Source organism: Flaviramulus basaltis, from assembly GCF_900114265.1.
Lineage (GTDB): Bacteria > Bacteroidota > Bacteroidia > Flavobacteriales > Flavobacteriaceae > Flaviramulus > Flaviramulus basaltis.
Genome location: NZ_FPKV01000003.1, coordinates 352,945 through 379,404 on the forward strand (window position 1 = coordinate 352,945; position 26,460 = coordinate 379,404).

The window sequence follows — 26,460 nt, forward strand, 5'->3', positions numbered from 1 at the left end:
CATCAATCATGGAATTAGTATTAACAAAAGTAGATTTAGAGCCATTACCAAAACATAATGAAGACTTAATTATTGAGCCTTCAGGATTTTTAACTTCAGAGTATAAAGCTGTCGTAAACGAGAATTATACTAAAAAGGATACAACCTCAATTTTTAGTATTAAACAACGAATTAAAAGTAGAAATTACAGAACGTGTTGTAATGCAGAAATTGCTTTAAAATTATCAATATTTCTAACCATTATACTTTTAATTTTTAATTAATATTTAATAGTAAAATGTCCAGTTTTCACAAAAACATTATTTTGATTGTCAGTTAGGGTTGCTTTAAACCAATAATCGTTTGAAGCAAGCCTCTGGCCATTAAAAGTTCCATCCCAACCGTTTAGGTTTGTTATAAGATTCATGAAGTACAAACTTCTACCGTATCTATCGTAAATGTAAATATCTCCATTGATATAGAAATCTTCTGAGACACCTTCAATTTTCCAAAAGTCATTAATACCATCATTATTTGGGGTAAAGTACCTTGGAAAGCCAATAAATGCTACTTTTTGATTGATAGGTATTTCACAATTATCAATATCTTTAATATATACAGTATATATACCTGCTTTTACATTTCTAAAAGTATATTCTTTATTATTTCCAAAATAATTTATTCCGTCTATTGAATACTCATAATTACTTTTTCCGTTTACAGAAATGAATATTTGATTGTTTTCTGTTTTTACTTCTTGAAATGTGATAGGATTTGGTGATTTTATAGCGAATTTTTTTGTTTTTGAACACGTTAAATTATTCTCTGTTTTATAAACAGTTAATGAATAATTTCCTGGATTACTTAAAGATATTTTCTGATTTGTTGAAATAATCTGGTCGCTACTATCTCTCCATTCCCAAGCTTCATTAGTTTGGTTTCCATCTAGATTAATTATTGAATCTTGATTGGAATAACAAATAGTATAAGCATCCTCAATGTTTAAAGAGATACCCGAATTTACTATGGCATTAAAAGATCCTATTCCAGCACAATTATTATCTTCTGTTTCAATTCTCATCCATAAAGTTGTTGTTTGAGTTTCATGGAAAAATGCTAATGGATTAATTTTTGTTTGTGCATCTTCAAAAGTGGCATAGAAGCTTAACATAGAAGTTTCAGGAATATTGAATTGTGATTTTATCTCAGTTTCTTTCGATTTTAAATCAAAACGACCAATACCATTATTTGAAATATTATCAGAATCTTCACAAGTGTAAATAGTTTCTATATCAATTAAATCATTACTAGTTGTTTCTATAAAAAAGTTGCTGATAGAATAACAGCCTTCAGGACTAATAATTTTAACATAAAGTTCTTCAGGGTTAGTATTATTAGTATAGTTATCTGGGTTAATAATACTATTAGAGTCATTTAATGCGTCATTATTTGAAGGGTAAAATACATATTGATAATCTTTATTGAAATTAATAACTCGATCTTTTATATTATTTAAATTGAATAAAGATATTCCTGTATTTTCAACATCACATTGAGTCAATACCTCATTACTATTAATTATCGGTTTAGCGTAAACATCAATATCTTTTTGTATTAAGTAGGCTATGTTTTTATAAGTAATAGTTGCATTAACAATATATTTTCCGCTAACAGTATATTGTTTTATAGGAGAAAGAGATGTTGATGTTGTTCCATCTCCAAATTCCCAAAAGATGGAATCTATAGGCATATATGTATCTGTAGTAAACTCAAAGGCTTCTTCAACACATTTGTTTTCGGTAATGATTCTATTCCTTAAAAAAGAAACAATAAAATTAGGTAAGCCTTTGTAAGATGCTCCCGATCTTAAATTTATTGCTAGAGGAGAGAATTCAGAATCTCCCTCATCATTATTTTCAGGCTCGTTAATAACGCTTATGTTGTTAATTGAAGTTATTGGCGAGTTAGGATAAAAATTTGCTATATATATTTTACCATTAGAAGCTAATTGCAAATCTCCAAAACTATAATCACGAGTAACAGATAGGTATATTTTCGCATTAAAAATATTATCACTATAAATAAGGTATTTATATAAAAAACTAGTGTTGGATGCATTGTTTCCTGTAAAATAGAGTATTTGTGAGTCTTGTGAGAATTCTACACCGTAAACAGAAAGAGGATCCATTAATTGATTTGGGTTTACAATAGTGTCAAAACTTATTGTAGAATTATTAATGTTAAAATCATATAAATAAATAAAGTTACCCTCATTATCAAGTAAAGCTATTTTTTTTCCATTAGGAGAAATTTTCATTGCTCCTATAGAAGAAACAATAGTTCTTTCTTTTGTTTTTATGGGTGTTTTATTAACGCCATTTTCATCAACATTAAAAACAAAAAAAGTATCTTTAGGAGAAGTCTGTCCTGAAACGTCACTACCAAAAGTAATAACTTTAATAGATTGACTTTCTGGGTTATGTATTCCTGTAATACGCTCAGTTATAGTATTTGTGAGTCTAATATTTTTGTTGGTTACTGCTCCTAAAGGGTTCTGATTTGAAAATTCAACTTCAGAATAAAAAAGTCCAGCAGTAACTAATGGATTGTTTGTAGCGTTTTCTCTGGTGGTGAAAATATAATAGATATCATCATCATTAGGTTTTGGAACAATTATAGAACTTTGAGTATTATTTATATCACCAGCTAAGTTAGTTCCGTTTTGCATTATTTCATGATCACTGTTCCAAACTGAATTACCATTTGTATAGAATAATAAATTTCCATTTCTATCTGAAATACTTGAACACCCAGCCGGCGTATCCATTGCTCCATTCTCTATTAACGTTAATCGTGTATCCTTAAAATTTAGTCCTGCTTTTTCACCAAAAAGCCAATTACTAGTTTCATTTTGCGTTAATGCAAAAATTGAATATAGCATTGTAGCCAAAAAAAATATTTTTTTTAAAACAGACATTAATAAATTGAGAAAGGTTTTTTGTTTGTTAAATTAATATATAAATCTTTATGTGAATAATTTAATGGTTTATTTAACATTAAATTTAGTTATAGTGAAAAATTTTTATCAAAAAAGAAATAATAGCAAAATTATTTAAAAGAATAATAGTAACATTTTAACAAAATAGTCTACATATATATAAAGTGTTCTTTTTAAATGAATTTTAATTTAAAACTTAGGAATTATGAGCTTTGGTGTTGTGCAATCAGCTATATCGTCCATTAAGTCAAATAGAAGTTTATTGTCTAAAAGAGATAGGTTGAAAAACACTTTATCTGGAAGTGATAAATCAAAAAAACTAGAGTTGAAATGTAATAAATTTTCACATTATGAATTAATAAAGCTTCGCGATAAGTTACAGCAAGAATATAAACAAATTAGAATTAAACAATATATTGTTTTAGGTATATTAATGTTAGTATTAGTTTCAATTTTTATATATTTTTTTTAAAACTTCAATTTATGCCATTTGGAGAATCATTTATAAGTACTCTTAAAAGTAATAAGTCAATTATGCTTGATAAGAGTAGAAGATTTAGGAAAACTTCGGGCGGTTTTGACTGGTCTAAAAGTAAGTTACATAATTTGCCTAAAGCATCTCCAAAGCAATTATTAGAAATTAAGAAAAGAATTAGAAAAGAAAATAAACAAGCTAGATTAAAACAATTAATAGTATTTGCTGTTTTTATTATTAGTTTAATAGTGTTTTTTTTCTACTTTATATAAAAAAGCCACTAATTAAATTAGTGGCTTTTAAAATTATCTATAGTTTTAAAAGGTGCTAACTTACAACCTCTTTTATACGTTTTATAGCTTCAATAATTTGTTCTTGTGAAGCTGCGTAAGATATACGAATACAATCTGGATTTCCAAAAGCACCACCATCAACTGTTGCAACTAAAGCTTCTTCTAATAAATACATTGAAAAATCTGATGCATTGTTTATTGTTGTTCCTCTAAATGTCTTTCCAAAGAAATGTGAAATATTTGGGAATACATAAAAAGCACCTTCAGGAGTATTAGTATTGAAACCTTCAATATCATTCAATAAACTCAAAATTAAATCACGTCGCACTTTAAATTCGTCAATCATGTATTGAACACGAGAAGGCGATTCATTTAAAGCAGTAATTACTGCGCGTTGTGCAATGCAGTTAGCGCCACTTGTAATTTGACCTTGCATTTTATTACAAGCACGAGCTATTTTTTCAGGAGCACCAATGTATCCAATTCTCCAACCTGTCATTGCAAATGCTTTAGAAACGCCATTTACAGTGATAGTTCTATCGTACATGTCATCAAATTCAGCCATACTTACATGACCTTCACCATAATTTATATGTTCGTAAATTTCATCAGAAACAACATAAATATTAGGATGCTTAACTAAAACATCGGCAAGAGCACGTAATTCATCTTTACTATAAACAGAACCACTTGGGTTACAAGGTGAGCTAAACCAAAGCATTTTAGTGTTTGGCGTAATGGCAGCTTCAAGTTGTGATGCAGTCATTTTAAAATCGGTATCAATTGAAGTTTTTACTTCAACCGGAACACCATCGTTTAACTTTACAATATCAGCATAACTTACCCAATAAGGACATGGTAAAATAACTTCATCACCTTCATTTATCATGACACCAGCTATATTAGCTAATGATTGTTTTGCTCCTGTAGAAACTACAATTTGTGCAGGTGTGTAAGTTAAATTATTATCACGTTTAAATTTGGTGATAATAGCGTCTTTTAATTCGCCATATCCATCAACTGGGGAATATGAGTTATAATTATCATTAATAGCTTGAATAGCGGCTTCTTTAATAAAGTCTGGTGTATTAAAGTCTGGTTCTCCTAAACTTAAACCAATAATATCTTTTCCTTCGCCTCTTAGTTCTCGCGCTTTTGCGGCCATAGCTAACGTAGCAGACGTAGCCATGTTTAAAATTCTATCTGAAAGTAATTGCATTTAATTAATAGTAAATAAAATATGGTTAGACTTGTAAAGCTGGTTTTCTTCCCATTTCTCTTAAGTATTTAAAATGAGAGATTATTGCTCCACGGGTTGTTTTGTATTCGTTATAAGGTAAGTTAAACTCTTTAGCAGTTTCTTTAACTATTTTAGAGATTTTAGTATAATGTACATGGCTAATGTGCGGAAAAATATGGTGCTCCACTTGATGATTTAAACCACCTGTAAACCAATTAACAATTTTATTTTTTGTACTAAAATTAATAGTTGTTTTTAATTGATGAATAGCCCAAGTGTTTTTCATGGTACCATTTTCTTCTGGTAAAGGCATTTCAGCTTCACCCATAACATGCGCTAATTGAAAAACAACACTTAAAATTAAACCTGCAGTATAGTGCATTATAAAAAAGCCTAATAAAATTTTCCACCAAGCAATTTCTAAAAAAACCATAGGAATAACAATCCAGATAGCTACATATATAATTTTTGAGATGACTAGTTTACTCCAATTCCAAACTGGGTTTGGGAATTTCCCATAAGATAATTTACGCTTCATATAACGACGCATTTGCTGCCAATCTGTAGTAATTGCCCAGTTTATGGTTAGCAAACCGTAAAGTAAAACAGAATAATAATGTTGGAATCTATGGTGCCATTTCCACTCAGAATGCTCAGTAAATCGTAAAACTCTACCAGCATCTAAATCTTCATCATGCCCGTGAATATTAGTGTAAGTATGGTGTAAAACGTTATGTTGTACTTTCCAATTATATGCGTTTCCTGCAAGAATGTAAATGCTACTTCCCATTAAACGGTTAATCCATTCTTTATTAGAAAATGATCCATGATTACCATCATGCATAACATTCATGCCAACACCTGCCATGCCAATTCCCATAACCACTGTTAAAATTAACTGTGCCCAACCAGGGATATTTAAGGTTAATATTAAAAAGTAAGGTGTTAAAAACAAAGAGAACATAACAATTGTTTTAACCCATATTTTCCAGTTTCCAGTACGCTTAACGTTATTGTCTTTAAAGTAATCGTTAACACGTTTGTTAAGAGTTCTGAAAAATTTTGCAGAGTCGGTTCTTGAAAATGATAATGCCTGTTTAGTCATGCTATTAATTTTAATATGATATTGAATAAAATTCGAGTTACCACATGCCTTGCAAAGATAGGTATAAACGAATTGAAGTAATAACGTTTTTTTGTAAAAATATGTATTAAAAAAGTATATTTTTGTGCAAAATTTAACAAGAATGCAACTCATTTTAAAGTATTTTCCTAACCTTACTGATGACCAGATAGAGAAATTTAAACAATTAGAATCACTTTATCAAGATTGGAATTTAAAGATTAACGTGGTATCTCGTAAGGATATTGATGAACTCTATTTACGTCATGTATTACATTCATTAGCCATTGCAAAAGTTATAAGTTTTAAAGATGGAAGCAAAATTCTTGATGTTGGAACAGGTGGTGGGTTTCCTGGAATTCCTTTAGCTATTTTATTTCCAGAATGTTCGTTTCATTTAGTTGATAGTATTGCTAAAAAAATAAAAGTTGTAGATGAAGTTGTTGAAGGTTTAGGTTTAACTAATGTTAAAACAACACATAGTAGAGTAGAAGAAATTAATGATACTTATGATTTTATTGTAAGTAGAGCTGTTGCTGCAATGCCAACCTTTGTACATTGGGTTAAAGGTAAGATTGCTAAAGAACAAAATCATGACCTTAAAAATGGAATACTCTATTTAAAAGGAGGAGATTTAAGTGAGGAACTAAAAGATTACAGAACAGCTACCATATATAATTTAAGTGATTATTTCTCAGAAGATTTTTACGAAACTAAAAAAGTAGTACACTTACCAATAAAATTTAAAGGTTAATTATTTTAATTTTACCAATTCATTTATGCTATTATTGAAATAGTAGTATTGTGTTTGAAACCAATAAGTGTTTGTATATTGTTCAATACTTTTAACGGATTCGTTTGGTGAAATTATATTATTTGCTTTTTCAAAATTAAGTTTAGCATTGGCAGCGTCATTTACTTTATTATAAGCTATTGCAAGACCAAGATATGCATCAAAATCTACCGAATCAAATTCAATGGCTTTTAAAAAATCTTTAATAGCATCAAGAAATTCACCTAATAACAAGTTTGAGGCACCTCTATAAAAATAAGCGTATGAGTTATTTTTATTAAGTTTAATAGATTCTGTTAAATCTACATTTGCTTCTTTATGGTAATTAATATCCATTAAAAAAACACCACGATTATAATAAGAATCGGCATTTGGTTCAATTAAAACAGATGTTGAATAATCTTGTAAAGCATTTTGATAATTTTCTAAAGCTTTATAAGTAGCAGCTCTTAAAGTGTACACTTTTGCTTGGTCTGGAGCAACTTTTAAAACACTACTAAAATCTTTTAAAGCGTCTTCATATTCTTCTAAATCAAGTTTTACACAAGCTAAACTGTAGAGTGCGTCAATAAAGTTTTCATCAAGCATATAGGCTTTAGCATAATCTTCTTTAGCACCTGTAAAATCTTTTATACTGTATCTTGAATTTCCTCTATTGTAATAAGTGTCGGCATCCGGCTCTTCAACAATTATTTTAGAATAATCTACAATAGCTCCGCGAAAATCACCTAAATCATTTTTAGCAATAGCTCTATAAAAGTAGGCGTCCAGATTATTGGGCTCAAGATCTATAACTTGAGTTAATAATGCTATTTTTTCATTTAAGTCATTCGTCCTTGAAGCTTGCCTAAATATTTTATTCGCTTGCCCAAAACTAATTATGGGACATATAAAAAGTAGTAGAATAATGTTTTTTTTCATAGTTGTATTGCAACAAATAATATGCCAATTATTAAGTAATGAATTTAGCATTATTTTTATTTAAAGATAACTATTAAAGCCGACGGACGTTTTTAGTTTAAATTAATTTTAACCTCTTTTTCTGTAAATACTCTTTTCCTAGGCTATTTGTTACTGTTTTAAATGCTAAATCAATCTATTATAATAGATTGATTTATATCATTTATATTAATAAGGTAATTAGCTTTATCATCATAATATAAATAAGCACATTGTTCAAAATCTTTGGCTTTAACATCATTTAAATATGTTTTAGCCGTTGTTTAATTTTGTTTTGAGTATGCCGTTTAATTCTATTTTCTCAATTAGAAGGTAGTTTGATTTTGTTTAGGGTGAATGTCATATTTGAAATATTTTCAGAAACTTCATTAATCCTAGAATTTGTAAAATATAAGTAGTTATTATAAATGCTAAATGTATCTGCCCATTTAATCGTATTCCCTTCTATGAGAGTGTGGACGCTACCATCTGGTTTTCTGTACTGGATTTTATTATTTTCTAAATCTGCAAAATATAAATTTCCTGCTTTGTCGAATATCATTCCATCTGGAGCAGCAGTTTTGGCTTCAAATTTTACATTTTCTTCGATTTGATTTTCGTTTTCAATTTGAAAAGAATTCGTGTTTATTGAATACAAGCTATACCCAGTAAGTGCGTGATAAAAAAGGCGATTATTTTGAGTGTCTAACGCTATACCATCAGAATGAATGGTGTTTTTCCATTGCTTGTCACCAAAGGTTAAATAAGACATTTCAGCACTAGTAGATTTATGATTGTCTAATATTCTTTTGGATTTACCAGAATCAATGTCTAATACGATCAATCCTGCGTGCCCTGAGTCTGTAAAGTAAATTTTCTTGTTGTTTTTATCTACTCGAAGATCATTGACATAAGAATCAGGATGATAACTGTTTTTATCTAAAATGTAAGTTCTAATTAAGTCGTTAGTTGTTAAATCAAAAACAAAAATACGAGGTGCATTTAATACATTTTCGAATAATTGACTTCTAGTATCCAAAACGTAAACTCTATTTTCAAACGCAACTACAGATTGTACTCCAACAAATTTATTGTCAACAACAGTTTCTCCAATTTCCCAAGAATTCCAGTCAGCGTTTGGGTAGCTTTTCTTTTGATTATCAGCAGTGATTTCAATAACCGAATTTACAACACCTTTTCTCCATCTTGGAAAGTTTACAAAAATGCGTCCTGAATCTGTAACAGTAACTCCCGTAACTTGCTGACCTTTAAACTCTGCAACTTGTATGATTTGTTGTGCAACGCTATCGGTTTGCTTAGATATAGCAATATCTACTTTCTTATTGTTTACTTCTTTACAAGATACAAGCAGTAATACAATAGATACTATATAAAGTGTTTTATTCATGTTGATTGTAATTTATTCTCCCAAAAACGGATAACGATAATCTGTAGGTGTTACAAACGTTTCTTTAATCATTCTTGGTGATACCCAACGTAATAAGTTTTGAGGACTACCAGCTTTATCGTTAGTTCCCGATGCTCTGGCGCCACCAAAAGGTTGTTGTCCAACAACAGCACCAGTAGGTTTATCATTAATGTAAAAGTTTCCTGCGCTATTTTGTAAAGCTTCGGTAGCTTGTGTAACAGCATATCTATCAGTAGATAGAATCGCTCCTGTTAAAGCATACTCACTAGTTTCATCAACTAATTTTAAAGTTTCCGCGTAAGCGTTATCTTCATAAACATAAATAGTAATTACTGGGCCAAATAACTCTGTACACATGGTTGTATATTTAGGATTAGTTGTAACAATTACTGTAGGCTCTATAAAATAACCTTTGCTTTTATCATAATTTCCACCAACAATAATTTCAGCATCTTTATCTGCTTTTGCTTGGTCAATATATTTTGCCAATTTATCAAAAGAACCTTCATGAATAACCGCAGTAATAAAATTACTCATATCCTCAGGAGAACCCATTTTGAATGATTTTACATCTTCAATAACCATCTTTTTGACATCACTCCATAAGTTTTTTGGAATATAAGCTCTTGAAGCAGCACTACATTTTTGACCTTGAAACTCAAACGCTCCACGAACAATAGCAGTTGCAACTTGTTTAGCGTTGGCAGATTTATGAGCGATAATAAAATCTTTACCACCAGTTTCTCCTACTATTCTTGGATAGGTTTTATAATTATGAATATTATTTCCTATTTGTTTCCAAAGTTCTTTAAATATATATGATGAACCCGTAAAGTGTAAGCCAGAAAAATCTGGACTAGCCATTACTGTATTCGTAATCATGAAAGGATCACCAAAAACAACATTAATAACCCCTGCAGGAACTCCAGCTTCTTTAAATACATCCATTATCACTTTTGCTGAATATACTTGGCTATCACTTGGTTTCCAAACGACAACATTACCCATTAACGCCATACAAGCCGGTAAATTTCCAGCAATAGCAGTAAAGTTAAATGGTGTAACAGCATAAGTGAATCCTTCTAAAGGACGGTATTCAATACGGTTCCAAGCATCACTTGTACTTTCTGGTTGTTCCATGTAAATGTCTGTCATGAACTGAACATTAAAACGCAAGAAATCTATTAACTCACAAGCCGCATCAATTTCAGCTTGATGTATAGTTTTAGATTGTGCCATCATGGTTGCAGCATTTATTTTTGCTCTGTAAGGTCCTGCAATTAATTCTGCAGCTTTTAAAAATACGGCTGCTCGTTGTTCCCAAGGAGTTTGACTCCAAGCTTTTCTAGCTTTCAAAGCTGTAGAAATTGCGTCGTCAATATGGCTCTTTTCAGCTAAATGATAAGTGCCTACAATGTGTTTGTGATCGTGCGGTGGAGACATTGTTCTGGTATTTCCAGTGGTTACATCTTCACCATTAATGTACAAAGGCACATCTACTTTACTGTTAAACATATTTTTGTAAGTTTCTAAAACTTCAGCTCTTTCAGGAGATCCTGGAGCATAAGATTTTATAGGTTCGTTTACAGCAATTGGTACATTAAAAAAGCCTTTTCCCATGATTTTTTATTTTTTATTATTGAATTTTCAGTAAATACGCCACAAATTTAAGAATTTTTAAATGATTTTAAGGAACAACCAATACCTAAAAGCGCGTTAAATTTTATTTAATTTTTGTAAGTTGCAAATCTGTTTTAAGACTATAAATGGCATGTGTACAGTTACTATAATTCCTAAAGGGGATAACGATTTTATTTTAACTTCGAATAGAGACGAAGCACCAAATAGAATTTCTTTACCACCAAATTTTTATGAAGCAAATAATATTAAATTACTTTTTCCAAAAGATGAGCAATCTGGAGGAACTTGGATTGGTGTTAGCGAAAAAAACATGCTTATTTGTGTGCTTAATGGAGGTTTTGAAATTCATGAAAGAAAACCAGAATATAGAAAAAGTAGAGGGGTAGTTGCTAAAGATTTTTTGATTGCTGAAGATATAATAACAACAATAAATGATTACAATTTAGAAAACATTGAGCCATTTACAATAGTTATTGCAGATTGGAATTCTAATTTAAAATTTTATGAATTGGTTTGGGATGGTAATCAAAAACACATTTTAGAATTACCTTTAGAACCAAGAATTTGGTCATCTTCAACATTGTATTCTAAAGCCATGAAAAATGAGCGTTTAGAATGGTTTAGTAGTTTTAAATCTGACCATGAATTAAATGCAAATTCGTTATTGGAATTTCATAAAACTGCAGGTAGTGGTAATGATGATTATGGTGTTATAATGAATAGAGGTTTTGTGAAAACGACTAGTATTACGCAAGTTGAAAAACAAAATGACGCTATCGAAATGCGTTATGAAAACCTTAGAAATAAATTGGTTTCTATAGAGACCTTCAATCTTCCTCAAGTAGTTAATGAGTAATACAGGAATTATTTTAACCTTGGCATATCCAGATACTATTGTTATGGTTTCTGAAGAATGGTTTTCACCTTTTTTACGATTTATTGGTGTTGGAAAGAAGAATTATTTGCGAGCTGGACATGCGGCTTTGGTATTGATTAATAAAGAAACAGGTGTTATAGAATATCATGATTTTGGGCGTTATATAACTTCTGAGCCTAATGGACGCGTTCGCGGAAGTGATACTGATAACGAATTACACTTTCCGTTAAAGGCTGAAATTGAAAATGACCAGATTAAAAATTTAGATGCTATTTTAGAATTTCTAGGAACCCATCCTAAACTAACACATGGTGATGGTAAGTTAGTAGCATCGGTTTGTAATGCTGTAGATTATAAAAAAGCGAGGGAATATATTACCAAAATGCAAGAAAAACATTTTATACGTTATGCAGCGTTTATAAAAGAGGCTAGTAATTGTGCACGTTTTGTTACTGATAGTTTGATTGCTTCGGTGACTGATTTAGAAATTAAAAACAAACTAAAAAAATCGAAATGGTTTACACCAAGTACGGTTGGTAATGTGTTGTTAGCAAATACTGAAAAACAGGTTTTTGAATTGTCAGAAACGGGAGAAATATCCAAATTTGAAGGCTCGCAAAAAAGTGAAAATATCAGATGTTTTTTAGATAAGCTTAAGGATCATGAGCCAAAATTTGTTGGTACGCTAGAGCCTAAACCTGTTAGTGATTTACACGAAAAGGCCCAATGGCTATCTGGTATTGGAGCAGGAGCTTGGTTTGAATTATATAGAACAGGGCACGATGTTGTGTATAATTATAGGCGTATTTCAGCCTACGGAAATATTGATATTCATGATAGATTTGTAGTTGATGATGATTCGTTTGACTATGATTTAGAATTTGAATTTATTCATTACTCAAACTGTAAATTCTTTCATGTAAAACAAAATGAGAAAGTTTTTAGATTTGAGAGAGTGGAGTAATTTATTTGTTGTTAATATATTTGTGAGAGCCATCGCAATTTGGCTTTTTTTGTGATAGTCCACAAACACAATCATTCAATCCTTTTCCATCAAAAATTCTTTTTTCATAGTTCTCAATTCTCGAAGTTCGAGTTTTTGAGGCTTTGGCTTTTGAAAAATAGAGTAAATATCCTCTTTGGCGTCCTGGTGTTAAAGAATTAAAGGCGTCTTTAAAATTTGGGTTTTCTTTAAATTTTAATTCTAATTCATCTGGGAGATGGAATTCTGAAGTCTTTTTCATTTCCACTTTCAAGCCAGCTTTTTCTGCTTCGATGGCTTCAAATATGTAGGTTTTAATAACCGATTTAAGTTTTTCAATTTCTTTAATATTAGTAAATCGGATTTGACGACCAGATTGAACATTTTCTGTTTGCTGAATCAAAATATTGTTTTCGTCTTTTAACAATGCTCCTTTGTAAAACAGTAATGCACAATACGTTTTGAATCCGTGAATTAATACAATATTCTTTTTTTGAAAAGTATAACAAGGATGCATCCATTTATACGCTTCTTCTAACCCGCATTCAAGAATAATAGCCCTTAGTAGTTCTAGTTCTTTTTGCCATTCTACTAAATTATTTAAAAAGGCATCAACTTTTGGATTCATACAATTAAGATATTGTGTGTTTTTAATTTCATTAAATTTTTAAATTTAATTGCTTGGGAATTTAGGCTGATACATGCTAATGCAATGTATACCGCCACCGCCCAAATTAACAGCAAGGGCATCAATCATTATTATTTTTCTATTTGGAAAAACAGATTGCAAAATTTGAGCTGCCTTTTCATCTTTTAGTTTCAACTCATTTGGCATGCCTTCTCTCCAGCACGTTTGACCAACAATGACCTTGTCTGTAATAATAAAGTTGAGATAGCTAAGGGCAGCTATAACTTTTACGGTATTTCCTTTAGGAAAAGTACTTCCATCCTCATAATCAAGTGTTTTAATATATTCATAAACATAATCACCTGGACTCATTGTAGAAAAAATAGTTCCAGGAAGTGGCATTCTTATAATGGTAAATGGTTTGCCATCTTGATCAGTAGCTTTGGATAGTATTTGATAATTCTCCTCAATTCGTTTATGGTTTTCAAAAGCAATTGGATCGCTAAATTCTGTACTATCTATTTGTGCTAAAAGAATTGTGGAATCATTTACAAAACGAGCGAATTCATCAATATGACCATTTGTTGTAACTACAGTATAAGCTTTTGTTCCGTCTGAGGCAGTAATAGGTCCAAGGAACGTATGGTTATCTTCAACTAAACCTTTTTTTAACCAAATTATTTTTTTAACACCTAATAGCCTCATGTATTCAGCTTCCATCTCTTTTTTGCTCATGTTAGGGTTTCTGTTGCTTTCAACAGACTCTGTAGTTATTAATGTCCCTTTTCCATTTACTTCTCTATTCCCACCTTCACTAATCATTGAACTAGAAATAACCGGCAAATTAAAATGTTTTGCGACTCTTACATCATACATTTCTTCGGTTTTTGTGTCAATATCTAGAGTATCTGAGTAGCCCCAAGAGTTAAAATTAAAGTCTGCAATAGCCAAGGTGTTTTTATTTGTTTCAACAAATATTGGTCCCATATCTCTTGCCCAAATCTCAAAAGATGGAAGCTCTAAAAGTTTAAGTCTTGGCTGTTCTCCAAAAAGGGTTTTTAATCTTTCACTTGCACGCTTCAAAAGTTCTTTATTTTTGCAAGTTACCACTATGTTTATGTCATTAATTAATGCTTCAATAATTGAAAGTGTGACTTTTTCAACAGATTCCCCTTCTTTATGATTGGTTGATGGCCAAATTAACCAAATTGCTTCTTGACTTTCAAACTCTGCAGGTTGATTTATAATAAATAGATTGTTATTCTTTTTTGGAGATGAGCATGAAATGATTAATACTGCAATTATTAAGCTAGTTAAAATGGATTTCATATTATCTGGTTTACTGATGTGTAATACTAAAATACACTTTATTGCTTAACATTTTAATAATGAGATAGGAATTGTGTTTCTATTTTGAAAATTTCAATAAAAATTAGTGTTACTCGAAAGGAAAAGCATTTTGTAATTCCTCTATGAGGATAAGGATCCATTAAAAAAATAAAAAAGAATAGCTTAATTTATAGCAAAAGGAGCACTTAGTTTAAAAGTAGGAATAGTTACTTTAAACTTTTTTGTAGTTGTAAAGTTTACCATACTATAGTGCCCTTGCATAGCACCAAATGGTGAAGTAAGTAAACAACCAGATGTGTAAGTGTGAGATTCGCCAGGTTTTAAAACAGGCTTTTTACCAATAACACCTTCGCCAGAAACGGTTTCAATATTATTTAAGGCATCTAAAATTTCCCAATGGCGAGCATTAAGCTGTACAGAATCTTTACTTTGGTTTTCAATAGTTACAGTATAACCAAAAGCGTACTGTATTTTATAATTTTTATAAAACGAGCCTTCGTAGGTGGTTTCTACCGATATTTTTATGCCTCTTGTAACTTGTTGTACCATTGTTAACTATTAATAAACCATGTGTTTATAATGGTGCTAAAATATGAAATATAAAGCAGTTGATGATGAATTTTAGCGTCTTTGATTGAAAAATTAGATAAACGGTAATTTTAGTTAGAAATATTTACAGAATTCCCTTCTCCAATGCCAATAATTTTATCATATCGAGATCCCAAATCTCTATAATACACAAGTACTTTGTAGTTGTTTTCGGTTTGGTAAAAGTTTCCGCCAATAAAACCTTCGTCAATAGTGTTGTTATTAGTTACAACAAATTTGTAGTTATAAAATCCTTGCTTTAATAACATGGTGTTTTGGTAAATATTTTTTTCAGCATTAAAGTGCATTTTTGTGCTATCATCTGTAGTGTAATTATTAAAATTACCATACACATGAATGTTTTTGTCTTTTAAAGCCTCATTTGCTAGTAAAGAAAAATGAACCCAAACATAATCTGCTTCAATACTAGGGTCTTCAGCATCAATATTTAAAATAACATAATTCCCGTTAATATCAGGATTGTATGTGTATGGGCTGTTTATTCTTTCTACATTAGTATAGAGGTAGTTGTGATATAAATCTTTTAATTCTATAAACTGAATACCTGTATTAGCGGCTCTAATATCTTTATTTTCAAAATAGAAATATTCGTTTCCGGCCCAAAAACTAGTTTCGTGGTCGTATTTGTAAATAAGTTGATTACCTATGGTATATTGTGGTTTTATATTTGAAATAGCTGTTTTTAAATTATTGTTTTGAACAATTACAGCATTTACTGTTTGAGATGGATTGTTAAGCTGCATATTGTTTGATGCAATAACTATTTCCACACGTTGTTTTTCTTCAATAAACTGAACATCTCTTGCTCTTTTTATATTGACACCTACATTAACCTTGTCTTCATAAATCATGAATTTTCTTGAAAAAACAAGATTGTCATCATTGTTATAAACAGAAATCATGTAATTACCAGAAACATTCAACCTTTTGGTAAATTGATTTGGAATGGTGAGCTTGTAGTGTGAATATATTTGATAAGTGTTAAAAGAGTTTTCGTAAGTTCTGATGCGTTGGTTATCAAAACCATCCATAAATTCAGATCTTATTAAAACCGAAGGCGTCCAATCATAATTAAAATGTTCAATTTTATAGTAATAATCTTCTTCCTCACCGTTTAGAGCATCAAATTCTAAAATCACATACTCTCCTAATTTTAAAATGGGTAATTGAGTTTCTGGGGTATTGCCTTTAAAGTTAATGGTTTTAATATAATCTGGAGGATTAACTTCTTCTACTTGAGAAAAAGAAATCAAAGGAATTAAAACAAAAAGAATGATTTGTTTAAACTTTATAAGCATTTTATTATTGTTTTGTTTGTAAAGATAAACAAAATCCATGCCTAAACTTTTTATGTTATTTAGAACAAATATAAATAAAATAACTTGCAATTATTTGAATGAATTTTGTTGCTATTAATTCGTATTTTTGCCCCGATTTTTAGACAACTAATTTCAATAAATAAATATGTCAAACGACATTCGTATTAAAAAAGGTCTGGACATTAAACTTAAGGGTGAAGCTGAGAAAACTGTAGAACAAGCAGTTATCAGTAACTACTGCACCATAAGGCCAGAAGATTTCCACGGTGTTACACCAAAACTTGTTGCAAAAGAAGGTACAACTGTAAAAGCAGGAAGTACGTTGTTTTACGATAAATCACATGAAGCTGTTAAGTTTTCTTCTCCAGTTTCGGGAAAAGTAATAGAAGTAGTACGTGGACCAAAAAGACGCATTGATGCCATTAAAATTGAAGCTGATAAACCTCAATCTTATGAAGATTATGGGAAGTTTAATTTAGATAGTGCAACTGCTGAAACTGTAAAAACCCATTTATTAGCATCAGGTTGCTGGCCGTTTATAAGGCAGCGTCCTTATGATGTTATTGCAAATCCAGATAAATCGCCAAAAGCGATATTTATTTCGGGTTATGCAAGCGCGCCATTAGCTGCCGATTTAGATTTTACTCTACAAGGAAAAGAATCTGAATTGCAAGCTGCAGTAAATGCTTTAGGTAAACTTACCGAAGGAAAAGTGCATGTTTCTGTTGGGAAAAATGCTAGTTCGCCAATGGCTGGATTATCTGGAGTTACTTTGCATAAAGTTTTTGGACCGCATCCATCAGGAAATGTTGGGACACTGATTAATAAAATTGACCCTGTAAATAAAGGGGAAGTTGTGTGGACAGTAAGCCCACAAGACTTAGTTATTATTGGTGAATTACTATTAACTGGGAAGTTTAATGCAGAACGTATTTTAGCTTTAGTTGGTTCTTCAGTAAAAAATCCAAGATATTTTAAAACCCTTATAGGAAGTGAAGTTGCTACTATAATTTACGATAAAGGTGTTGATAAAGATGGAAATGACAGAATTATTTCTGGTAACGTTCTATCTGGAAAACAAGTTGCACCAGATGGTAATTTAGATTATTATAGCAATGTTATTTCTGTGATTCCAGAAGGCGATGATTATGAATTTTTTGGATGGAATAAACCAGTATTTAATAAGGTTTCTACTTCAAGAGCATTAACATTTTCTTGGTTAAACCCAAAGAAGAAATACGATTTAAATACCAATACTAATGGTGAGCATCGTGCTTTTGTAACAACAGGAACTTATGAAGAAGTTTTTCCTTTAGATATCTATCCAATGCAAATTTTAAAAGCTTGTATGTATCAAGATTTAGATGAAATGGAAGCTTTAGGAATGTACGAAGTTGCACCAGAAGATTTTGCATTAACAGAATTTGTATGTGTTTCTAAACAACCACATCAAAAAATTATAAGACAAGGATTAGACTTAATGCTAAAAGAAATAGGATAATGAGTTTAAAAAATAAATTACACAATTTTAAAGTTAAGAATAAAGATAAAAAATGGTTGCCAGCATTTTCTGCACTTCATACATTTTTATTCTTACCAAATGAAACCACTCACGGTGGAACTCATATAAAAGTAGCCGACGATTTAAAACGTACTATGAACACAGTTATCATGGCTATGATACCGTGTTTAATATTTGGTATGTTTAACGCAGGTTATCAACATCACTTGGCCTTAGGAGAAATTCAAGCTGTTACAAGTGGTTTCTTTAGCCCAGAGTTTTGGACACTAAGTAATTTCATGGTTGGTTTTTGGAAAATCTTACCATTAGTAATTGTATCTTATGGTGTTGGTTTAGGAATAGAATTTATATTTGCAATAATTAAAGGACACGAAGTAGAAGAAGGTTATTTAGTAACAGGTATGTTAGTGCCGCTTATTGTACCAGTAGATATTCCATTATGGATGTTAGCTGTAGCCGTTATATTTGGTGTTGTAATAGGTAAAGAAGTATTTGGTGGTACAGGAATGAATATTTTAAATCCTGCATTAACTATTAGAGCCTTTTTGTTTTTTGCTTATCCAACTTGGATGTCTGGAGATAAAGTTTGGATTCATGGTGCTGTTGAAAGAGATCAGCTTATAGCATCAGGTCAAAATTTAGATGCCATTTCTGGAGAAACTATTTTAGGTGGGTTAGCTCAAGGTAAAGAAATAGCATATTCATTATGGGATATGTTTTTAGGTTTTATTCCTGGTTCAGTTGGTGAAACATCAACATTGCTTATTATTTTAGGAGGTTTATTTTTAATTTTCACTAAAATAGGAAGTTGGAGAATTATGTTATCATCTGTTATAGGTGCTATAGTAATGGGATTAATTTTTAATCAAGTTACTGCATCAGGATGGATAACAGAAAGTAGTAAATTCTACGGATTAATGAGTGCGCCTTTTTGGGAACATTTAGTTATTGGAGGTTTTGCTTTTGGTACCGTATTTATGGCTACCGATCCTGTTACTGCTTCTCAAACTAATAAAGGAAAATGGATTTACGGTTTCTTAATAGGTTTTGTTTCTATTATGATTCGCGTATTTAATCCAGCATATCCAGAAGGTGTTATGCTTGCTATTTTATTAATGAATGTATTTGCACCAACCATTGATCATTATGTGGTACAAGGTAATGTGAAGAAAAGAATGAAACGTTTAAAAGCTAAAGTTGCATAACGATGGAAAATAGAACAGACAAAAACTCATATACAATTCTATTCGCTATAGGTATGGTGTTAGTTGTAGGTGCATTATTAGCATTTGCTGCATCTTCATTAAAACCTAATATTGATGAAAATAAGCGATTAGAAAAGCAACAAAACATTTTATACGCTATGGGCGTAAATGAAAATGATGATAGTAGCGCGAACTTTGTTTCTACTACAGATGCTCCAGAATTGTTTAAAAAATACATTACTAAACAATTGGTTATCGAAGGTGATAAAGTTACTGAAGATCCTGAAGCCTATTTAATTGATGTTAAAAAAGAACAAGCTAAGGCAAAAGCAGGTTTAGAAAGAAAGTTACCTCTTTTTGTTGGAGAAAAGGATGGTAAAACATTTTATATAGTACCTATTTATGGTAAAGGACTTTGGGATGCTATTTGGGCTTATGTATCAATAGACGAAAATATGGTAGTGCAAGGTGCTTATTTTGATCATAAAGGTGAAACACCTGGTTTAGGGGCAAACATTAAACAACGTTTCTTTATGGATGATTTTATAGGAGAACATTTATTAAATGAATCGGGTGTGTTTAAAGGAATTGATGTAGCAAAAGGAAACGCAGATCCAAAAAACGAAAATAAAACAGACAATGAGGTTGATGCTATTGCTGGAGCAACTATTACAGGAAATGGTGTTACCGCAATGATTAAAGCAGATTTAAAGCTTTACAAACCTTATATAGATAATCTTAAAACAAATTAATTTATGGGACTTTTATCAAAAAAAGACGCAAAGTTAATCACAGATCCATTAGCAGATAATAACCCAATTACAATTCAAGTACTTGGTATTTGTTCTGCTTTAGCAATTACTGCAGAATTAAAAGCTTCAATTGTAATGGCGCTTTCTGTAATGGCAGTTCTAGCAATAGGAAATGTGGTTATTTCATTAATGAGAAATATAATCCCTTCTAAAATTAGAATTATCGTTCAATTGGTAGTTGTAGCGGCTTTAGTAATTATAGTAGATCAAGTATTAAAAGCCTTTGCTTACGAGTTAAGTAAAACACTTTCTGTATTTGTTGGATTAATTATTACTAACTGTATTATTATGGGACGTTTTGAAGCTTTTGCTTTAGGAAACAAACCTTGGCGTTCATTTTTAGACGGTATTGGTAATGCAGCAGGTTATGGACTTATACTAATTATAGTTGGTTTTTTTAGAGAATTATTAGGTTCTGGTACATTATTAGGATTTAAAGTTTTAGGAGACCCAATAGAGAAAACAGGATTATATGCTATAGGATATGAAAATAACGGATTTATGTTATTATCGCCAATGGCATTAATTGTGGTTGGTATCATTATTTGGGTACAACGTAGTAGAAATCAAGCATTAATAGAAGATTAAAAATCTGTAGATTAAAAGAATATGGAACATATAGAATTATTTTTCAAATCAATATTTATAGATAACATGGTATTTGCTACATTCTTGGGAATGTGTTCTTACCTAGCGGTATCTAAAAAAGTAAGTACAGCAGTTGGTCTTGGTGCAGCGGTTATTTTTGTATTAGCTATTACAGTACCATTAAACTGGTTATTGGATCAATATCTTTTACAACCAGGAGCATTAAAATGGCTAGGAGCAGAGTATGCAGATTACGATTTAAGTTTCTTATCATTTATCATGTTTATTGCAACTATTGCAACCATGGTACAATTGGTAGAAATTGTAGTTGAGAAATTCTCACCATCATTATATAATTCACTTGGTATTTTCTTGCCACTTATTGCTGTAAACTGTGCTATTTTAGGAGGTTCTTTATTTATGCAATCTCGTGAAATTCCAACATTAGGATTAGCAACAACTTATGGAGTTGGTTCTGGAATTGGATGGTTTTTAGCTATTTTAGCTATTGCGGCAATTCGTGAAAAAATTAGATATTCAAATGTGCCACCAGCATTAAGAGGCTTAGGAATAACCTTTATTATTACTGGTTTAATGGCTATAGGTTTTATGAGTTTTGGAGGTATGTTAACTGGTGGTGATGAAGAAGAAGCTCCTAAAGAAGTAAAGACTGTGAAAGTAGAAAAGTCTAAAGAAGATTTAGAAAAGGATAAAGTGGTAGCTAACAACATAAAAGTAAATGAATAATATGATTTTGGCAGCAGGAACATTAGGAACCGTAATTGCAACTGTAACAGCATTTTTAATTATAACGTTGTTGTTAGTGGCATTACTATTAATTGTAAAACAAAAATTATCACCATCTGGTCCCGTAAAAATTACGATTAATGGTGAAAAAGAAATTGAAGTTGCTTCAGGAGGTACATTGTTATCTACTTTAGGAAATCAAAAAATATTCTTACCATCAGCTTGTGGTGGAGGAGGAACTTGTATTCAGTGCGAGTGTCACGTTTTAGAAGGTGGAGGAGAAGCTTTACCTACTGAAACTCCTCATTTTACAAGAAAAGAATTAAAGCACGGTGCTCGTTTGGCATGTCAAGTTAAAGTAAAGCAAGACATGAACATTACCATTCCTGAAGAAGTATTTGGGATTAAAAAATGGGAAGCGACTGTGGTGCGTAATTATAATGTGGCATCATTTATTAAGGAGTTTGTTGTTGAAATTCCAGAAGATATGGGTTACAAAGCTGGTGGGTATATTCAAATTGAAATTCCTCCATGTGAAGTAAAATATTCTGATATGGATATTACAGCGCATCCTGAAGAACATGAAACACCAGATAAGTTTCAAACAGAATGGGATAAGTTTGGTCTTTGGCCATTAGTAATGAAGAACACAGAAACTATTGAAAGAGCATATTCTATGGCTTCTTATCCAGCAGAAGGGCGTGAAGTTATGTTGAATGTTCGTGTAGCATGTCCACCATGGGATAGAGCTAAAAATGGATGGATGGATGTTAATCCAGGTATCGCATCATCTTATATTTTTAATCAAAAACCAGGAGATAAAGTAACAATTTCTGGACCTTATGGTGAATTCTTCATTAATGAGTCTGAAGCTGAAATGTTGTACGTAGGTGGAGGAGCAGGAATGGCACCAATGCGTTCTCACTTATATCATTTATTTAGAACTTTAAAAACAGGAAGAAAAGTTACTTATTGGTATGGAGGTCGTTCTAAAAGAGAATTATTTTATTTAGATCATTTTTATAAATTAGAAAAAGATTTTCCTAATTTTAAATTCTATTTAGCATTATCTGAACCTTTACCAGAAGATAACTGGAAAGTAAAAGAAAATATTGATGCACCAGGAGATGGTTTCGTAGGATTCATTCATAACTGTGTTATTGATAATTATTTAAGTCATCATGAATCACCAGAGGATATTGAACTATATTTCTGTGGACCACCATTAATGAACAAAGCTGTTCAAAAAATGGGTGAAGATTTTGGTATACCAGATGAGCATATTAGATTTGATGACTTTGGAGGATAAAAAGTTATTTTATTCTTGCAAATAAATAGCAGGAGTTTATATAAATCAAATAAAAAAACCAACTCGTTTCGAGTTGGTTTTTTTTATTATCATCAATTTAATTGGTTGTCTATATTATTAATTATTCAATAATTCTTTAGAAATATTTTTTAAAGATTCTATTGATATTGGTTTTACAATAAAATTAGAAACATTTTCATAATTCTTTACACGGTCTTTATCTCTTGGATCAATAGATGAACTTACAATATAGACTGTGATTAACTTATGTGATTCAATTTTTATAAATTCATCTAAAAACTGCCATCCATCCATAACAGGCATATTAATATCCAATAAAATAACATCTGGAATGTTTTTTCCAGAATCTATAATAGCTTTTAAATTATTTAAGGCTTCTTCACCGTTTTTAAAAATCATAAACGATTCACAAAAGTTTGCAAATTGCATCATTTTTTTTATCCCAAATACAAATATTGGGTCGTCATCAATAATACAAGCAATATCAATTTTTTTCATAATTCTTTAAATATATATTAAATGTTGTGCCAACATTAACTTCGCTTTCAACTTCAATTTCACCTCCAATTGCTTCTACTTGATTTTTTGTTATAAATAAGCCAATACCACGAGAATCCTCATGTTTATGAAATGTTTTATACATTCCAAATAGTTTGTCACCATATTTTTCTAAATCAATACCTAAACCGTGATCTTGTATTTTTAGAACAATATAATCGTTTTTAATTGAGGCATGTAATTCAATTTTGGGAGTTTCATTTAGTTTTTTATATTTTATCGCATTCGTAAGAAAATTTAATAAAATACTATCTAAATATGCTGGTATCGCTTCAACGTAAATGTCTTTGTTAATATCAACACATAATTTTGTTTTAGATTCAATAATCAAGGCTGCTATACTTGCAGATATTTTATCAAAACTTTCTAATAAATTTATAGGCTCTTTCTTTAAATCCTTTTTAATATTAATAGAAGCAACTTCATTTAAATTTTCAACCGTTTCACCTAAATGGCTTACAGCTTGTTCCATTAAAGGAAAAATTTCATTATTAGTTGTTTCTGGCATATCCATTTTTGTGATATCTAATAGCATGTCTAGATTACTGTAATGAGACCTTAAATTATGTGATACAATATGTGCAAAATTTAATAGACGCTTGTTTTGATTTTCGGTTGTGTCTAATAATTTTACTATTCTATTTGTGCTTTCTTTTATTTGCGTAAGGTCATTAGTCTGTGCGACAAAATGCAATGGTACTCCAGATTTATCTTTAATAATAGTTGCAGATAATGAAGCCCAAATAGTTCGACCATTTTTGTGCATATAACTTATTTCTGTTTTAAAATGATTAATTTTTCCATTAATCATATCAAACACAGCTTGTCGTGCCATACTTACATCTTTAGGATGTGTAATATCCATAAAAGTAAGTTTTAAGAACTCTTTTTTCGTATAACCAAATGTTTCACACAGACTTTTATTTACAGAGATCCAATTACCTCTTAAGTCTATAGTTGCCATACCTATTAAAGCATTTTCGAAAGTTTTTCTAAGCTGGTCTTCTTTATCAGCTAAAGCTTTAGCATTTTTTGTCTTTTCATCAATATCTTGAAATAGTCCAATAATTTTTACACATTCATTATTTTCAATAAGTGGTTTTCCAATAGCTCTTACCCATTTTTCCTTCCCGGTGGATGTTATAATTTGAACCTCAATATCATAATCTTCAAATTTTTCTATACAGTCTGTAAAGGCTTTGTCAATTTTGTTTAGGCTATCTCCTTGTTTGTAAAAACTAAGAGCTGTTTTAACATCTGGTTCAAAATTTTGTGGGACTTCATGTATTTTTTTTGTTTCAGAACTCCAATAAAGCGACGTTGATCTTAGGTCAAATTCCCAAGTACCAATTGAAGCATTTTTTTCAATAAAATCAAGATAAATACTATTTTTGGTAGGTTTTAAATTTTGAACAGGATTTAACATAAATAGATTAATTAGTAGGGATTAAGGCTGGCAATTTAAGTAAATTTTTACATTTATAATGGTTTAAATGCAATTTTTATCGATTAAATGCTTTTTGTGTAGGGGTAGTTTTTATTTTTTATTTTGTAAGAAGCTTATTTTCAACATTTTTGTTAAATGAATTGGTTTAACTCCATATATTGATTTTTTTTAAATTTAAAGAGTTTAGTATAATCCATAACATTATCTATACCATCTAAAGTGCATAAAAACTTAATAACTTCTGATAAACCTTTAAATAGATTTTCCTTATTTGATAGAATTTTTGGCTTTTCATTTTTATAATGAAGTGGTAATTTATACCCACAAGCCTTCAAAAATATGGATTCAATTTGTAATAACTCTAAAGGAGAATAACCATTAAACTTCCTGCCTAATGTTTGATGGACTTTTCCAATATAATTCAATGTGGTAGAACCATGATGGTCTGAAAGGTGTTTCCAACTATCTGTATTATTTAATATGTTGCCAACAGCACATTGTTTGCAACATTCTGGATATAACTCATCATTGTGAAAAGCAATATATAGTTTACTTAAGGCCTCTTCTAAACGAATTGAAGTTTTCATGTTTTTTTATTTCTAAGATAATTAAAAAAATAAATGAATCCAATGATATCAATTATCGAATTTTGAGAAGAATTTCTTCACTTACATCGTTTTTGCTTAAACTGATATATTTCTTAGCTAATTCAATATTTCCCTCGTTTAAATAGGCAAGTCCTAAATAAAAGTAAGCATTATTTAATAGTGAAAAAGAATTTTTTGCAACACATCTCTCTAAAAAAGGAATAGCATCTGGCACATTGTTATTAGCCATTTTTGCAATACCTAAAAAGTAATTTAATGTATCGTTATTTATTTTTTGTTCATTTAAAATTTGCCATTCTTTTATAGCTTTACTGTAATTACCATTTTTGTAATTTTTCATGGCATCATATTCATATAAGTAAGAACTATTTTTGATATTAATTTCAGGCAATTCTGTAGCGGGTTTAAAATATTTAGAATAGAGTTTTTGATTTGGGGAATTACTAAAATACCAAATACTACCCAAAGCAATAATAATTGCAGCAACTAAAGCTATTTTACTGGATTTTAAAAGCCTAACTTTTGCAGGAGTCTTAGTGGTTTTTGTTTTGGTTAGATCTTTGGTTGAGGGTTTAGAATCTTCTTTTAATGATTTGGTTTCTTTGGCTAAAAGCATAGTTTTAATATCTTCAACCTGCTTTTTAAATTCAGAGTCAATTTTTAGGTAATCATTGAAATCTTTTAATTCATCTGGTTTCATAGTGCCGTTAATGTAACGTTCTATAGCCTCAAATAATTCTTTTGGTATGTCATTATTATTTTCCAATTCTTAATTATATAATATATAAATGATAAGGTAAAATGATTATTGTTTTTATAACTTATAGATGGTTTTGATATTCCTTTTTATGAGTTTTTTCTATGTTCATGACTAATTATAAGAAAGGTACAATTATTACAATTTAATACAAACACTTAACTATTAAAGGATTAATAATTCGTTTATCTACTTTTAGAAACGTTTTTTC

General features: G+C 30.4%; 25 protein-coding genes. 11 read left to right on the forward strand and 14 right to left on the reverse strand.

What is annotated here, in order from left to right; translation table 11 throughout:
- Positions 1 to 8 precede the first annotated feature (8 nt).
- Positions 9 to 263, forward strand: coding sequence for a hypothetical protein (locus BT151_RS13735; RefSeq protein WP_072402909.1), 255 nt, complete (start codon positions 9 to 11; stop codon positions 261 to 263).
- Here the strand turns inward: BT151_RS13735 and BT151_RS13740 are convergent.
- Positions 260 to 2,920 carry a T9SS type B sorting domain-containing protein gene (locus BT151_RS13740; protein ID WP_171946640.1) on the reverse strand — a complete coding sequence of 887 codons (2,661 nt, stop codon included), beginning with the start codon at positions 2,918 to 2,920 and terminating at the stop codon, positions 260 to 262. The genes BT151_RS13735 and BT151_RS13740 overlap by 4 nt on opposite strands.
- Before the next feature lie 540 nt (positions 2,921 to 3,460).
- Between BT151_RS13740 and BT151_RS13750 the strand changes: the two genes are divergently transcribed.
- Complete coding sequence (locus BT151_RS13750) at positions 3,461 to 3,724, forward strand: hypothetical protein (protein WP_072402912.1); 264 nt, start codon at positions 3,461 to 3,463, stop codon at positions 3,722 to 3,724.
- Positions 3,725 to 3,779: 55 nt separating this feature from the next.
- Here BT151_RS13750 and BT151_RS13755 read toward each other — a convergent pair whose 3' ends face one another.
- Entirely contained in the window at positions 3,780 to 4,964 is a 1,185-nt protein-coding gene (locus tag BT151_RS13755) for a pyridoxal phosphate-dependent aminotransferase (protein WP_072402913.1), read from the reverse strand.
- Between the two features lie 25 nt (positions 4,965 to 4,989).
- A complete protein-coding gene (locus tag BT151_RS13760) occupies positions 4,990 to 6,090 on the reverse strand; it encodes a fatty acid desaturase family protein (protein ID WP_072402914.1) in 1,101 nt (366 codons plus the stop codon).
- A gap of 142 nt (positions 6,091 to 6,232) precedes the next feature.
- Here BT151_RS13760 and rsmG point away from each other — a divergent pair, with 142 nt between their 5' ends.
- Complete coding sequence (gene rsmG / locus BT151_RS13765) at positions 6,233 to 6,862, forward strand: 16S rRNA (guanine(527)-N(7))-methyltransferase RsmG (RefSeq protein WP_072402915.1); 630 nt, start codon at positions 6,233 to 6,235, stop codon at positions 6,860 to 6,862.
- Here the strand turns inward: rsmG and BT151_RS13770 are convergent, their stop codons facing one another.
- The 3 genes from BT151_RS13770 to pruA all read right to left on the reverse strand — a co-directional run bounded on the left by BT151_RS13770 (position 6,863) and on the right by pruA (position 10,889).
- Complete coding sequence (locus BT151_RS13770; RefSeq protein WP_072402916.1) at positions 6,863 to 7,822, reverse strand: tetratricopeptide repeat protein; 960 nt, start codon at positions 7,820 to 7,822, stop codon at positions 6,863 to 6,865.
- A gap of 340 nt (positions 7,823 to 8,162) precedes the next feature.
- The gene (locus tag BT151_RS13775) at positions 8,163 to 9,248 is read right to left on the reverse strand and encodes an L-dopachrome tautomerase-related protein (protein ID WP_072402917.1); all 1,086 of its coding nucleotides are present in this window, start codon (positions 9,246 to 9,248) and stop codon (positions 8,163 to 8,165) included.
- Between the two features lie 12 nt (positions 9,249 to 9,260).
- Positions 9,261 to 10,889 (reverse strand): L-glutamate gamma-semialdehyde dehydrogenase, encoded by a 1,629-nt coding sequence (gene pruA, locus BT151_RS13780; protein ID WP_072402918.1) that lies wholly within the window; start codon positions 10,887 to 10,889, stop codon positions 9,261 to 9,263.
- A 151-nt stretch (positions 10,890 to 11,040) separates the two neighbouring features.
- On the opposite strand from pruA, the gene BT151_RS13785 reads away from it, so the two are divergent.
- Together BT151_RS13785 and BT151_RS13790 are read left to right on the forward strand one after the other, a co-directional pair.
- Entirely contained in the window at positions 11,041 to 11,766 is a 726-nt protein-coding gene (locus tag BT151_RS13785) for an NRDE family protein (protein ID WP_072402919.1), read from the forward strand.
- Positions 11,759 to 12,751 carry a DUF6695 family protein gene (locus tag BT151_RS13790; RefSeq protein ID WP_072402920.1) on the forward strand — a complete coding sequence of 331 codons (993 nt, stop codon included), beginning with the start codon at positions 11,759 to 11,761 and terminating at the stop codon, positions 12,749 to 12,751. Before BT151_RS13785 ends, BT151_RS13790 begins: the two co-directional genes overlap by 8 nt.
- Position 12,752: 1 nt before the next feature.
- Here BT151_RS13790 and BT151_RS13795 read toward each other — a convergent pair whose 3' ends face one another.
- The 4 genes from BT151_RS13795 to BT151_RS13810 form a co-directional block, all read right to left on the reverse strand.
- On the reverse strand, positions 12,753 to 13,397 hold the full coding sequence (locus BT151_RS13795) for a DUF1801 domain-containing protein (RefSeq protein ID WP_072402921.1): 645 nt from the start codon (positions 13,395 to 13,397) through the stop codon (positions 12,753 to 12,755).
- Positions 13,398 to 13,442: 45 nt separating this feature from the next.
- The gene (locus BT151_RS13800; protein ID WP_084647974.1) at positions 13,443 to 14,726 is read right to left on the reverse strand and encodes an agmatine deiminase family protein; all 1,284 of its coding nucleotides are present in this window, start codon (positions 14,724 to 14,726) and stop codon (positions 13,443 to 13,445) included.
- A gap of 183 nt (positions 14,727 to 14,909) precedes the next feature.
- Positions 14,910 to 15,296 (reverse strand): Co2+/Mg2+ efflux protein ApaG, encoded by a 387-nt coding sequence (gene apaG / locus BT151_RS13805; RefSeq protein WP_072402922.1) that lies wholly within the window; start codon positions 15,294 to 15,296, stop codon positions 14,910 to 14,912.
- A 110-nt stretch (positions 15,297 to 15,406) separates the two neighbouring features.
- The gene (locus BT151_RS13810; protein ID WP_072403177.1) at positions 15,407 to 16,654 is read right to left on the reverse strand and encodes a type IX secretion system plug protein; all 1,248 of its coding nucleotides are present in this window, start codon (positions 16,652 to 16,654) and stop codon (positions 15,407 to 15,409) included.
- A 166-nt stretch (positions 16,655 to 16,820) separates the two neighbouring features.
- On the opposite strand from BT151_RS13810, the gene BT151_RS13815 reads away from it, so the two are divergent.
- Genes BT151_RS13815 through nqrF form a run of 6 tightly spaced genes read left to right on the forward strand, consistent with a single transcriptional unit; the run spans position 16,821 to position 22,858 of the window.
- On the forward strand, positions 16,821 to 18,176 hold the full coding sequence (locus tag BT151_RS13815; protein ID WP_072402923.1) for a Na(+)-translocating NADH-quinone reductase subunit A: 1,356 nt from the start codon (positions 16,821 to 16,823) through the stop codon (positions 18,174 to 18,176).
- Positions 18,176 to 19,402 (forward strand): NADH:ubiquinone reductase (Na(+)-transporting) subunit B, encoded by a 1,227-nt coding sequence (locus tag BT151_RS13820; RefSeq protein WP_072402924.1) that lies wholly within the window; start codon positions 18,176 to 18,178, stop codon positions 19,400 to 19,402. Before BT151_RS13815 ends, BT151_RS13820 begins: the two co-directional genes overlap by 1 nt.
- A 2-nt stretch (positions 19,403 to 19,404) precedes the next feature.
- On the forward strand, positions 19,405 to 20,154 hold the full coding sequence (locus tag BT151_RS13825) for a Na(+)-translocating NADH-quinone reductase subunit C (RefSeq protein ID WP_072402925.1): 750 nt from the start codon (positions 19,405 to 19,407) through the stop codon (positions 20,152 to 20,154).
- 3 nt (positions 20,155 to 20,157) lie between these two features.
- On the forward strand, positions 20,158 to 20,802 hold the full coding sequence (locus BT151_RS13830; protein WP_072402926.1) for an NADH:ubiquinone reductase (Na(+)-transporting) subunit D: 645 nt from the start codon (positions 20,158 to 20,160) through the stop codon (positions 20,800 to 20,802).
- Positions 20,803 to 20,823: 21 nt separating this feature from the next.
- Positions 20,824 to 21,549 carry an NADH:ubiquinone reductase (Na(+)-transporting) subunit E gene (nqrE, locus tag BT151_RS13835; RefSeq protein ID WP_072402927.1) on the forward strand — a complete coding sequence of 242 codons (726 nt, stop codon included), beginning with the start codon at positions 20,824 to 20,826 and terminating at the stop codon, positions 21,547 to 21,549.
- A 1-nt stretch (position 21,550) separates the two neighbouring features.
- Positions 21,551 to 22,858: an NADH:ubiquinone reductase (Na(+)-transporting) subunit F gene (gene nqrF, locus BT151_RS13840; protein WP_072403178.1), complete on the forward strand. Its 1,308-nt coding sequence runs from the start codon at positions 21,551 to 21,553 to the stop codon at positions 22,856 to 22,858.
- A gap of 117 nt (positions 22,859 to 22,975) precedes the next feature.
- Here nqrF and BT151_RS13845 read toward each other — a convergent pair whose 3' ends face one another.
- The 4 genes from BT151_RS13845 to BT151_RS13860 form a co-directional block, all read right to left on the reverse strand.
- Positions 22,976 to 23,377: a response regulator gene (locus BT151_RS13845; protein WP_072402928.1), complete on the reverse strand. Its 402-nt coding sequence runs from the start codon at positions 23,375 to 23,377 to the stop codon at positions 22,976 to 22,978.
- Entirely contained in the window at positions 23,364 to 24,863 is a 1,500-nt protein-coding gene (locus BT151_RS13850) for a PAS domain-containing sensor histidine kinase (protein ID WP_084647975.1), read from the reverse strand. The genes BT151_RS13845 and BT151_RS13850 overlap by 14 nt, the downstream gene beginning before the upstream one ends.
- Positions 24,864 to 25,015: 152 nt before the next feature.
- Positions 25,016 to 25,471 (reverse strand): Na(+)-translocating NADH-quinone reductase subunit F, encoded by a 456-nt coding sequence (locus BT151_RS13855; protein WP_072402929.1) that lies wholly within the window; start codon positions 25,469 to 25,471, stop codon positions 25,016 to 25,018.
- A gap of 52 nt (positions 25,472 to 25,523) precedes the next feature.
- Positions 25,524 to 26,258, reverse strand: a complete 735-nt coding sequence (locus BT151_RS13860; protein WP_072402930.1) for a tetratricopeptide repeat protein — start codon at positions 26,256 to 26,258, stop codon at positions 25,524 to 25,526.
- Between the last annotated feature and the right edge of the window lie 202 nt (positions 26,259 to 26,460).